The following is an 11842-nucleotide window of genomic DNA, read 5'->3' as shown; positions in this document are numbered from 1 at the left end:
CCGGATTACGCTTTCGCTCCATCCGGGCTGCAGGCCTTACATCCCGCTCAGCCCGCTATCCACGGCGAGGGCCTGCGCGGTGACGTAGACGCTTTCGTCCGAGAGAAAGAACAGCACGGCATAGGCGATCTCCCAGGCGGTTGCCTGGCGGCCGAACGGGATATGACCCTTGCCGCGGTTGGGGCGGCCGGCACCGGCTTCGCGGCCGTTCGGAGTGTCGACGAGGCCGGGATAGACGAGATTGGCGCGGATGCCGCGGCGCGCGCCGAGATGGGCGATGTTGCGCATCAGGCCGCCGAGCGCGGCCTTGGAGGAATCGTACACCGCCATCTGGGAGCCGGCCTTCAGCGCGGCGATCGAGGAGATGAAGACGACGGCCCCGCCGTCGTTGAATTTGGGCAGCGCCGCGCGGCAGCACAGCATGGGGCCGCGGACATTGACGTCGTAGATCCTGTTCCACTCCTCGGGACTGACGGCATCGAGCCCGACCTTGCCGAAGGTACCTATGTTCAGCACCATGCCGTCGAGTCCGCCCATCATGCGACGGGCTTCCTCGATCATGCGCTGAACGTCCGCTTCGGACGTGACGTCCGCGGCGATGGCGAAGCCCTCGCCGCCTTCGTCGGTGATGCAACTGACGGTCTGCTCGGCAGAGGGGCGATTGAGATCGGCGACCGCGACCTTCGCACCTTCGCGTGCGCATAAAATGCTCATGGCGCGGCCGTTGCCGATCGGATCGGTGGCGGCGTCGAAGACGCGCTGGCCGCCGCCGACGATGAGGATGCGGCGCCCTTTGAGGCGTCCCCTGCCCGGCGCCTCGCCTGATGATTCCGCGCTGGGCGGGCGGATGTAGCGTTCCGGCCTGCTCTCGGTTTCCGCCATCTCAGCCGCCCGGCCTCTTGCCGCCGTCATAGACCTTCATGCCGGCGGCGGGATCGAGATCGGTTTCGGTCGCCTCGGTGAGGCGCGCCATCATCATGTAGAAGCCGAGTGCGACAATGGATTCGACGATCTCCTGATCGCTGAAATGCGTTCGCACGGCAGCGAAAGTGGCCTCGGGCACGCGGACGTTCTCGACGACCTCGCGGCCGAACTCGAGCAGCGCACGCTCGGCTCCGCTCAGCGCGGCCGCACCGTAGTCGCCGCGCTCGACCGCATCGATCTGCGCCTGCGTACAGCCGACGCCGAGCGCGATCGGAACGTGCTGGCGCCATTCATAGGCGCCGCCCTCCAGCTGGGCGGCCTGGAGGATCAAGAGCTCGCGGTTGACGGCCGAGAGCTTCTGCTTGTGCAGGATCGAATTGCCGAGCCGCATCGCCGGGATCATGTTGGCCTCGGCATGAGCCATCATGCGGAAGATGTTGAGCTTGACCGGCATGCGGTCGAACGAAGCGCGGATGTCGCCGCTCGTCGTCTCCGGATCAATCAGGGGCAGCCTTGCCACGGTTCTCTCCCTTGGGCTTTCGTTTCTTGTTGTCGGCGTCGTTGCCTGCCGCGATCAGCGACAGGAAGAAGGCGAGATAGCGGTCGATCGCCTCGATCACCTTTGCTCGCGGCGAAGGCGCCGCACCCATCACGTAATGTTCGAGACGGATGTAGATGAGCCCGGCCGCGAACAGGCGTGCGGTCTCGCGCGGGTCAGTCGTCGAGATCAGACCGGCGAGCGCAAAGCCGCGAAAATAGTCCGTCATCAGGCTCTGCTCGCGCGCGTAGAATTGATCGGCGAACTTGGCCCGGATGCCGGGGACGCGGTTGCGCTCGGCGGTGATGACCTTCTGGAACTGGTGCTCGCGCGGATCGGACCATTGCTCGACGAGGTCGAGCGCGAACTGCCGGCAGAACGCGGCGGGTTGACGTGCGAGCTGCTTGTAGCGCGGCTCCTCCAGCCGGCTCGCCGAGCTGGCCGGACCGTGCTCGGCCACGATCGCCTCCAGGATCGCGGCCTTGCCGGCAAAATGGTTGTAGAGGCTGCTCTCGCGGATGCCGACCCGGCGCGCCAGCTCGCGCATCGAGGCGCCGCCATAGCCGCTCTGCGCGAACAGGTCGAGCGCTTCGGAGAGGATGCGCTCGCGGGTCGTGGGCGCAGCCGCGTCCGCCGCGCTGGAGGTAGGGACAGCCATGCCGCTTGACTAACGAACGATCGTTCGATAGTCAACCGTACGAACGATCGTTCGTCTCGTCATCCTGCTGGGAAATGATCGTGGCCCGCAAGTCCAGTGCGGGCGCTGTCATCGCGTTTCAACTCCGCTCCATCGAGAAGCGGGGAGCAATTTCGGGGAGATCTTTCATGGCGCGCCTTGCCCGTCTTCGCCTGGCCTCGGCCTGCATCCTTGTGCCGCTGCTCGCAGCCGGCACCGCGTCCGCCCAAAGCGCAAAACACGATCCCGGCGCCGACGACAAGACCATCAAGATCGGCACCACCGCGCCGTTGAGCGGGCCGGTCTCGGCCTTCGCGCAGATCGCGAAATCGGCCGAGGCCTATTTCCGGAAGGTGAACGACGAAGGCGGTGTCAACGGGCGGCGCATCCAGATGATCATCGCAGATGACGCCTACAGCCCGCCCAAGACGGTGGAGCAGACCCGGCGGCTGGTCGAGAGCGAAGAGGTGCTCCTGATCTTCGGCGGTGTCGGCACGCCGACCAACAGCGCCGTGCACAAATATCTCAATGAGCGAAAGGTGCCGCAGCTCTTCCTCGGATCGGGCGCGGCGAAGTGGGACGACCCGAAGAATTTCCCGTGGACCGTCGGCTGGCAGCCGACCTATCGCGACGAAGCGATCGCCTACGCCAAGTACATCAAGGCGAGCCACGCCAACGCGAAGGTCGGCGTGCTCTACCAGAACGACGATCTCGGCAAGGACTATCTGAAGGCGCTGGAGGAAGGGCTCGACGGCGGCGAAGCGATCGTCGCGCGGGCGGCTTACGAGACCTCGGCGCCGACCGTCGACACCCAGATCCTGCAGTTGAAGACCGCGGGCGCGGATGTCGTCCTCGTCGCGGCGACGCCGAAATTCGCGGCACAGGCGATCCGCAAGATCGGCGAAATCGGCTGGAAGCCGGTCACCATCATCTCCAACGTCTCGGCCTCGATCAGCGGCGTGCTTGAGCCGGCCGGCAAGGACAACTCGACCGGCGTCATCTCAAGCCAGTACCTGAAGGACGCGACCGACCCCGCGCTGAAGGACGATGCCGGCTACAAGGAATGGCTCGCCTTCATGGACAAGTACATGCCGGACGGCAACAAGAGCGACTGGCTCAACGTCTATGGCTACACAATCGCGCAGACGCTGGTGACCGTGCTGAAGGCATCAGGCAACGATCTCACCCGCGCCAATGTCATGAAGCAGGCGACCTCCATGAAGGACGTGCGGCTGCCGATGCTTATCAACGGCACCGCGGTGAGCAATTCGCCCGAGCGCTTTACGCCGATGACGAGCCTTCAGCTCATCCGCTTCGACGGAACTCGCTGGGTGCCGTTCGGCGGTCTCCTGAAGAATTGAGCCGATGCGGCAGGTGAGGATCGGCAGCATGCGGATCGATCTCGTCAGCGAGATCCCTTCGCTTGCCTTCGACAAGAGCTGGCTATTCGCGAACGTCACCGACGCCGTGATCGCGGAGAACCGCAGCTGGCTCGATCACCGCTATATCGAGCCGGAGACCGGCCGCTTCATCCTGAGCCATCACTCCTATCTGGTGCGCACGCCGAGCTGGACCGCGATCGTCGACACCTGCTGCGGCAACCACAAGCACCGGCCGCGCGTGCCGGCATGGAACGGTCTCGACCGACCCTATCTCGAAAACATGCGGGCGCTCGGCGTTGCCCCTGAAGAGGTCGACTTCGTGATGTGCACGCATCTGCATGTTGACCACGTCGGCTGGAACACGCGGCTCTGCGACGGTCGATGGGTGCCGACCTTTCCCAACGCGCGCTATCTGATGGGACGGGACGAGTACCGGCACTTCGAGGCCGCCCACAATGCCGCGCCGGCGACACCGGTGAACCACGGCTCGTTCGAGGATTCCGTGCTGCCGGTGGTGGCGGCCGGGCTTGCCGAGTTCGTCGCGACCGATCATTGCGTGTTCAGCGATCGCGATGCGGCCGTGCGTTTCGCGCCGGCGCCGGGACATACGGCGGGCAACATGCAGATCCACCTCAATGGTGGCCACGAACACGCGGTGATGTCGGGCGACGTCATCCATCATCCGATCCAGTGCGCCGCGCCCTGGCTGTCCAATGCCGCCGACGTCGATCCGGCCGCGGCGCTCGCAACCCGGATGGCCCTGCTGGAGGAGCTTGCGGACACGCCGAGCTATCTGCTGACCGGCCATTTTCCGGCACCGACCGCCGGGCGCGTGGTCCGGCACGGCGATGCCTATCGCTTTCGTTTCGAGGATTAGCCGTCGTGAGATCAATTCAGTCGGCACCGAAGATCACCTCTCTCCGGCGCGGACAGGTGGTCGAGTTCTTGGCTCGCATTCAATTCCAACCAACGCTCTTTCTTGCTTGAGGGGAACCCGATCATGAAGCTCAGCACCGTCACGCTCTCACTGTTCGCGTCGTTGATCATGGCGGCGCCGGCCCGCGCCGAGGACCCCGCGTCCTACCCCACCCGCAAGATCCGGATGCTGTTGCCCTATGCGGCCGGCGGCGGCGGTGACGTGGTCGGCCGGCTGCTTGCGGACAGCATGGGCAAGGCGCTGGGGCAGAGCATCTATGTCGAGAACCACACCGGCGCTGCCGGAACGCTCGGCACGAAGATGGTCGCGACCGCTGCGAATGATGGCTACACCATCACCCTCGGCGGCATGACCACCCATGTGCTGGCGCCCGCGATCTATCCGAAGCTGCCCTACGATCCCATCAAGGATTTCACCACAATCGGCCGCGTCGGCACCTCCTCGATCATGCTGGTCGCGACCAGGAATTTCGCCGCCAACGACGTCAAGGGCCTGGTCGCGCTGGCCAAGAAGGGCGAGCCGATCCAGTACGGCAGCTGGGGCGTGGGTTCGACCGGGCAATTCTGCGCGGAGATCCTGATGCAGCAGACCGGCATCAAGATGGACCACGTGCCGTTCAACGGTATCGCAAAGCTCGCCGGCGACCTGCTCGGCGGCCACATCTCGCTTGCAACGCTCGACATGGCAACTGCGACGCCGCTGGTGAAGGACGGCTCGATCAAGGCGCTGGCAGCCTGCGGCGAACGTTCGCCGAGCCTGCCTGACGTCGCCAGTTACAAGGAACAGGGCGTGCCATTCGACCGCAATCTGTCCTGGGCGATGTATGCCCCGGCGGGCATCGCGCCTCCGATCGCACAGAAATTGTCAGCGGCCTTGAAGGAGGCGCTCGGCGACGAGGTGGTGAAGCAGAAGCTCCTGGCGCTCGGCATCACGCCCCAATTCGTCCCCGGCGAGGAGCAACGCGACATCAACGCACGCGACATCGCGGCCTGGAAGCAAGTCGCCAAGGGCGCGGGCATCGAGGTGAAGTGAGCAGGTTGAGAAGGGGAGCGCGGGCATGAGCCGCATCTTCGGCGCGGTGCGCCAGAACGGGTATGTGGTGCGGGACATCCACGCCGCCATGAAGCACTGGATCGAGGTGATGGGCGTAGGTCCCTGGTACTACATGGACCGGGTGAAGACCGATTGGTTCCGCCATCGCGGCCAGGATTCCGCCGTGGAGATGAGCATTGCGCTAGCCAATTCCGGCGATCTTCAGATCGAGCTGATCCAGCAGCGCAACGATGCACCTTCGCTGTACAAGGAGTTTCTCGACGCCGGCCAGGAGGGGCTCCAGCACATGTCGTACTGGAGCCATGACTACCAGGCGCTGTACGACACGGCGCTTGGGCTCGGCTACAGGATCGGCCATGAGGGCCAGATCGGCGGCGACAGGGGACGCTTTGCCTATTTCGACACGCAGGCCCATCCGGGCACGGTGATCGAGATCTCGGACATCAGCGGCGCCAAGGGCCCGTTCTTCGAGAAGGTCCGGCTGGCCGCGATGAACTGGGACGGCACCCGGCCGGTCCGCGAAGTCGGCGGCCGTTCGTAGGATCGATCGCCGGCTTGGCCGAATCTTGCAACTGGAGCCTCGACAGTAGGGATCGCAGCGCAAGGGCGAAGCGCGCGGCGTCCCTTACCAGAAGCCGCGCTGGAACGGCTGCGCCGGCTGATAATACTGATACTGGCTGCGGCGGCGCGGATTGCCTTGCTGGACGTAGGGATCACGCGGGTAGAAGAAGCCGAAGCCGTTGTCCCATCCGTCATCGCTGGCGACCATGGCCGGCGCGGTCGGCTTGCGCGTGATGAAGCCGCCCTGCGGTTCGTTGCTGAGCACCGCGACGAACTCGGTCCGGTAATTGGTCTCGTTGCTCAGCGGCTCATCGGAGATGACGATCGACGAGCGCGGCAGCGCGGTCGGTCCGATCCGATCCCACACGTCCTGCGGGATGGTGACCCGGTCGAGCGCGCTCCTGGCCTCATCGCCATTCTCGATCGTCACCACGCTCCAGCGCAGGCCCGTATCGGTCTTCGCCATCGCCGTGAAGATATGCGTTCCGATCGGCTGCTCGGGATTGCGGATGGTGACGGGGACCTCGATGCTGGCATCGAACACCTCGCCGCCGCCGTCGGGCGCCGGCTTGTGCGTGTTCCGCCGCACGTAGAGCTTCTGCGTCGCGCGGCTGATGTAAACCGAGACCGGCTCGCCGGCGAGCTTTGCGTCGGTCGCCGCCTTGACGGCGTCGGCTTTCCTGGCTGCCGCCGCCTTCGCGGCTTCCTTCGTGGCGGCGACCGCATCGCGCTTCGGCTGCGCCGCGGCCATGGCGGCCTCGAGCTGCGTTGCCGCGTCGGCAGCCTTGGCCTCGGCCTTCTGCTTCCGCTCCTCGGCCCTGGCGCGGGCCTGATCCGTCTTGGCATTGGCGAGCGTCTTGTCGGCGAAGGCGAGCTCGGCGTCTGCGCGGGTCTTCTGCTGCCCCAGCTTGCGCAGCGTGGCCGGCAGCGCGGTAGCCTCCTTCGCGGCGGCGGACGCAGCTTTCTTGGCCTCGTCGGCCGCCCTGGTGGCCTCCTCCGCCTCGGCGGAGAGCTTGTCGGCCCGGCCGGGCACGGCCGCGATGGCCTCCGGCTTGGGCACGAACAGCGAGGGATGCGAGATATCGGTCGGGACCGTGTCGTGCGGCGAGACAATCACGCGCATCCCGATATAGGTCCTGTCGAACACGTTCTCGGCAAAGCCGAACGGCATCCGCACGCAGCCGTGCGAGGCGGCATAGCCGGGCAGCGGTCCGCCATGCAACGCGATGCCGTTCCAGGTGATGCGCTGCATGTGCGGCATCCAGGCATCGTCATACATGCTCGAGCGATGCTCCCGGTTCTTCTCGAGGATGGCAAAGACGCCAGCCGGGGTCTCGCGTCCCGTGGTGCCGGTCGACACCGGCGCGCGCACGATCCAACCCTCGGCATCGTAGAAAGTGATCTGCTGGCTCTTGATCGAGACGATCGCCATGATCGGCTCSCCGGCCTGGCGGGGCGCGACCGCCTCGGCGGCCTGGCGCTGCTGCTTGGCCGCGGTCGCGGGGGCCGCGCCCACGAATGTGGCAAGCGTCGCGAGCGCAACCATTCCGGCAGGCCGGAGACGTCGCATCGCCTTGGTGAATTGCGCCGTCGCCAGTTGATTTTTCATGCCATCCTCGGTCGAGCTGCCAGCCTGCTGTTGTCGCTCACGTGCAGATTGGAATCATTGCTTAAGAAATCGCAGCCGCCTTACGTTCCGTCTGTGGCGGGATTCGGTACGTTCGAGCGACAAATCTCTCATATACGAGGGTTGGCACAGGCGGAAGGCGGGCTTCGGCCGAGGCCGGCCCGAAGCTGGGCTCGATCGCTGCGGCAGAATGTCCGGATCACCTTTTGGTGCAGCCGTCCCGGCCGAGCGGGGCGGATGGTCCCTCGCTAGACGCCGAGCGCCTTGCGGTTCAATGTTCGCAGGAAACGCAGCGACAGCGTTCGCACGTTCGCAACATTCAGCAGCCAGGCCGCGGCGGCATAGGCGAGGCCGCCGGCGAGACTGACCATGACGAGCGGCACGAGGCCGGTGCCGCCCGCTTGCGATCGGGCCATCAGGATCGCGGCGGCCATCGCGGCCGCGGAGACGGCAACGCCGGCGAGGCGATTGAGCTCGAACGGGACCGGGTGGGCCCGATGCATCAAGACGACCGCAACGAGCAATCCGATCGCCTCGGTCGCCAGCGTCGCCAGCGCCGCGCCGTGAAGGCCATAGCCGGCGATCAACGCGAACATCAGGACGACGCTGATCAGCAGCGTGAGGAAGGATTGCGCCGCCAGCATGAAGGGCCGCTCGGCAAGCTGGAAGCTGATCTGCACGTAGAACTGATTGGCGATACCGAAGAGGCGGGCCAGCACCAGGATCGGCAGCAGCGCCGAGACGCCGGCGCGGAAGTCGACGCCGACGAGCGTGCCGGCGACCTGGTCCGCCGCAAGCGCAAGCCACACCGCAACGGGTGCGACGACGACGAGCAGAAGCTCGAGGCTTTCGGTCAGCCGCTCCCGCGTCGTCTCGCTGTTGTTCTCGGACAATGACCGGAACACCAGCGGCACGGTCGCCGCGGCAACGCTGGAGGCGATCATGACCATGAACTGGCGCGGCAGATCGGCGGCAACGCCGAAGATGCCGGCGGCATCCTTGCCGAGCAGATAGGCGACGATGAGCCGGTCGCTGGCCGAATAGACCGCAACGGACAATCCGGCCAGCGTCAGCGGCAGGCCGTAGCGCGCCAGCTGCATGAACTGGCTGCGCTGGAAGCGTGCGATCCTGGTGCGGTCGCCGACGAGATTCATGATGATGCCGGCGAGCGATCCCAGACCGAACGCGGCGAGCAGCCCCAATCCACCCCAGCCGAGCCAGATGCCGAGAAGACCGAAGCCGACGCTGGAGACGCTGCGCACGATCGAGATCGCCGCGAACCGGTAGGGGCGCAACTTGGCGCGCTCGAACTCCTGGCCGACGTCGACCGCGTTGGCCATGATCGCCACGAACATGCTGGCGAGCAGCAGCCCGACGCTGACGTCGCTGCGGAACAGGAAGACCAGCGGAGTGGTGGCGCAGAGCACTGCGGCCGTCAGGGCGAACGCCACGATCGCCGTGCCGCGAAAATCGACGTCCGCCGACATCGCCTGATAGCGCGACACCGACAGCTTGATCCAGGCGAAGAAGATCGCGCCCAGAATGCCCGCAAGGCTGATGCCGACCACATAGACGCCGTACTCCGCCGGGCTCAGCAGCCGCGTATAGGCCGTGACGGCGAAGAAGCCCACCGCCGCGGGCAGGATGTAGGCGACCAGGTAGATCGAGAAATGACGATTCAGCATGCGATCAAGGGACCGGCGGCGGTCTTGCGAGTGTGGTCGATCCGATCGGATCCTGGCGGCGAACGAAACGGCGCCGCAGCATCTCTCAAGAATGTCACATTAGTCTGCAGATCGGGCGGCGAATGAGGCCTTGCGGCCGCTTTCGCGCGTTAGCGTTAAATTTGCCCTGTGCCGAACCGGCGGACCGGTCATCGAAAAGAAACCATGTTCCGGGCGATCTCCCGCGTTCGGCGCGGCCGTAACACACACGCGCCGAAGGTTCCGAGTTAACCCAACAACATGAAACCCGGGCGGTGCACGGCGCCGCTTGGTACGAAGGCGCGTTGGTTGCAAAAGGAACGCCCAACGTGGTCAGGCTCGATCGACGCGAATTTCTCCTCGGCAGCGCCGCAGCCCTCGCGGCGGGCGCATCGGCGTCCGCAGTGCCGGCGTCGAAACGCGCCCAGCGTCGTCCCGGCTTTGGCGCTGCGGCCACGTTGTGGGATCTGCAAGCGGATCCGCGGCTCGGCGAGGCCATCAGCACCTATTGCACGCAGATTGTGCCGGTGCTCGAGCTGAAATGGCCGATGCTGCGGCCGGATGCGCACACGTTCGCTTTCGAGCGCGCCGACGCGATCCTGGATTTCGCGCGAGACAACGATCTCTCGATGCGCGGCCACGCGCTCGCCTGGTATCATGACATTCCGGACTGGACCAAGCAGATCAAGGACACCAAGGGCGTCGAGCGCGCCTATCGCGACCACATCGGCACCGTCGTGTCCTACTACAAGGACAAGCTGACATCGTGGGATGTCGTGAACGAGCCGATCCCGGACAATCCTCGCAGTCCGAAGGACCGGCGCGACACGTTCTGGACGCAGCATCTGGGTCAGAGCTGGATTCCGCTGGCGTTCCGCACGGCGGCTGCGGCGGACCCCTTCGTCAAGCTCGCGATCAACGAATACGACATCGAATCGGCGAAAGACTCGTTCATCGCCAAGCGCGCGGCCTATCGCAACCTCATCATGGATTTGCTCGACCGGGGCGTTCCGCTCCACGCGGTCGGGCTGCAATCGCATCTGCACGCCGAGCTCGAGATCGACACGCACGGGCTCGCCGAATTCGTTACCGAGCTGCGTTCCTGGGGACTCGATGTGCTCGTCACCGAACTCGACGTCGACGACCAGAAGCTGGCGGGTAGTCCGGCGGAGCGCGACGCCATCGTCGCCAAGCGCGTCGACGACCTTCTCACCGCAATCTCGGTCAGCGGCCCGGTCCGCTCGATCCTGACCTGGGGACTCTCGGACCGCTACAGCTGGATCAACGGCACGTTTGCCCGCAAGGACAAGCAGCCGAACCGCCCCTTGCCGCTCGACGGCGAGTTCAAGCCTAAGCCGTTCATGGACGTCATCAGCAAGTTCACGAACGAGGCTTGAAGGCTATCGCATCTTCGGCGTTTCGAACGCGGGCGCATCTCCGACGTGATCGGGAGCCAGGCCCGGACTGCGACGATCGCGCGATGAGAGACGGAACACGTCGCGGATGTCCTCGACCGAGGTTGACGAATAGGACTGGATGCAGAGTGCAACCTGCTCGGGGGAGGCCGCATGCATCATCGCTTCGATGGCCGGGCGGTCAAGGGGCGTGTCATCCCAGTGCGAGACTGCAATGCTGTCTTCGGTGACCCGATGTCTCGCCAGATGGTCCGGCGAATTCGCGACGAAATTCCCGTAAAGCAGATATTCGGAGAATTTCTTCTTCCGGCACAATGCCAGAGCCCAGCTCAAGCCCGTGGCCGACTTGATGGCGCCGACCATCGCACGCACCGTGTCCTTGTCCCAGACCAGCGCGTTGCCGACATAATCGTCGGCCGGGAACGAGCGCTGCTCGATACCGAGAAGCTGATCGACCGTGCGGAGCCAGAGGCCATGCAGCGGATGATCCGCCCCGATCGCCTTGGGCGCGACGAACAGCGGCGTCTTCTCGGCGCCTGCATATTGGCGGACGTCGAATTCGCGGAAGAAAAGATTGTCCGAGTCGAGAATGCAGACGCGCTGCTCAGGTGCATTCAGGACGCCGGCGATCTTCAGGATCTGCTGGATATGCCAGCCGTGCACCGGTGAAGACAGCAGCGACAGCCAGATGCGCCGGTTGCCGAATTGCAGCGCCGGCGGCAGCGCGAGCAGCCATTTCGGCAGATAGCGCGAGGCCGGAACGATAACGCGCCTGTCGGAGACGAACGGTGCGAACAGCGGCACGTCCTCGTCGTTCACAAGCACATAATGCCGCGTGAATCCCGAGAGCCAGGTGTCGATGCTCTCGCTGAGGAGCGAGAAACGTTCGATATCCTTGGCATAGCTGGCAGTCAGCAGTGCAACGGAATGCATGGAGCGCGCTCAAGAATTGCCATCAGGCCGCACTCATAGCGGCAATGGGGAGCGTTGGAAACTTGCTATCGCAATCAAGGTAAAATGAAACGA

The 11842-nt window shown here is 65.1% G+C and carries 11 protein-coding genes; 5 read left to right on the top strand and 6 right to left on the bottom strand.

The window, feature by feature from the left end; genetic code table 11:
• Window positions 1–36: 36 nt before the first annotated feature.
• From ASG57_RS10025 to ASG57_RS10015, 3 genes are read right to left on the bottom strand one after another with little or no spacing between them, the layout of a single operon-like run.
• Complete coding sequence (locus tag ASG57_RS10025; protein WP_024341695.1) at window positions 37–882, bottom strand: SDR family NAD(P)-dependent oxidoreductase; 846 nt, start codon at window positions 880–882, stop codon at window positions 37–39.
• A gap of 1 nt (window position 883) precedes the next feature.
• Window positions 884–1444, bottom strand: coding sequence for a carboxymuconolactone decarboxylase family protein (locus ASG57_RS10020; protein ID WP_024341696.1), 561 nt, complete (start codon window positions 1442–1444; stop codon window positions 884–886).
• Complete coding sequence (locus tag ASG57_RS10015) at window positions 1422–2120, bottom strand: TetR/AcrR family transcriptional regulator (protein WP_057196157.1); 699 nt, start codon at window positions 2118–2120, stop codon at window positions 1422–1424. The genes ASG57_RS10020 and ASG57_RS10015 overlap by 23 nt, the downstream gene beginning before the upstream one ends.
• A gap of 167 nt (window positions 2121–2287) precedes the next feature.
• On the opposite strand from ASG57_RS10015, the gene ASG57_RS10010 reads away from it, so the two are divergent.
• From ASG57_RS10010 to ASG57_RS09995, 4 genes are all read left to right on the top strand, one after another.
• A complete protein-coding gene (locus ASG57_RS10010) occupies window positions 2288–3499 on the top strand; it encodes an ABC transporter substrate-binding protein (RefSeq protein ID WP_024341698.1) in 1212 nt (403 codons plus the stop codon).
• A gap of 28 nt (window positions 3500–3527) precedes the next feature.
• On the top strand, window positions 3528–4397 hold the full coding sequence (locus ASG57_RS10005) for an MBL fold metallo-hydrolase (protein ID WP_230646635.1): 870 nt from the start codon (window positions 3528–3530) through the stop codon (window positions 4395–4397).
• Window positions 4398–4520: 123 nt separating this feature from the next.
• A complete protein-coding gene (locus ASG57_RS10000) occupies window positions 4521–5489 on the top strand; it encodes a Bug family tripartite tricarboxylate transporter substrate binding protein (RefSeq protein WP_024341700.1) in 969 nt (322 codons plus the stop codon).
• A gap of 25 nt (window positions 5490–5514) precedes the next feature.
• Window positions 5515–6051 carry a VOC family protein gene (locus ASG57_RS09995; RefSeq protein WP_024341701.1) on the top strand — a complete coding sequence of 179 codons (537 nt, stop codon included), beginning with the start codon at window positions 5515–5517 and terminating at the stop codon, window positions 6049–6051.
• 84 nt (window positions 6052–6135) lie between these two features.
• On the opposite strand, the gene ASG57_RS09990 is transcribed toward ASG57_RS09995, so the two are convergent.
• Together ASG57_RS09990 and ASG57_RS09985 are read right to left on the bottom strand one after the other, a co-directional pair.
• Window positions 6136–7680, bottom strand: a complete 1545-nt coding sequence (locus tag ASG57_RS09990; RefSeq protein ID WP_057196156.1) for a L,D-transpeptidase — start codon at window positions 7678–7680, stop codon at window positions 6136–6138.
• Between the two features lie 266 nt (window positions 7681–7946).
• Complete coding sequence (locus ASG57_RS09985; protein WP_024341703.1) at window positions 7947–9383, bottom strand: lipopolysaccharide biosynthesis protein; 1437 nt, start codon at window positions 9381–9383, stop codon at window positions 7947–7949.
• A gap of 347 nt (window positions 9384–9730) precedes the next feature.
• Between ASG57_RS09985 and ASG57_RS09980 the strand changes: the two genes are divergently transcribed.
• Window positions 9731–10798 (top strand): endo-1,4-beta-xylanase, encoded by a 1068-nt coding sequence (locus ASG57_RS09980; RefSeq protein WP_024341704.1) that lies wholly within the window; start codon window positions 9731–9733, stop codon window positions 10796–10798.
• A 3-nt stretch (window positions 10799–10801) separates the two neighbouring features.
• Here ASG57_RS09980 and ASG57_RS09975 read toward each other — a convergent pair whose 3' ends face one another.
• Complete coding sequence (locus ASG57_RS09975) at window positions 10802–11749, bottom strand: DUF6492 family protein (RefSeq protein ID WP_024341705.1); 948 nt, start codon at window positions 11747–11749, stop codon at window positions 10802–10804.
• Window positions 11750–11842: the final 93 nt, after the last annotated feature.

It is taken from the genome of Bradyrhizobium sp. Leaf396, assembly GCF_001424605.1.
GTDB classification, from domain to species: Bacteria; Pseudomonadota; Alphaproteobacteria; order Rhizobiales; family Xanthobacteraceae; genus Bradyrhizobium; species Bradyrhizobium japonicum_C.
This window is presented reverse-complemented; position numbering and strand designations above follow the sequence as displayed.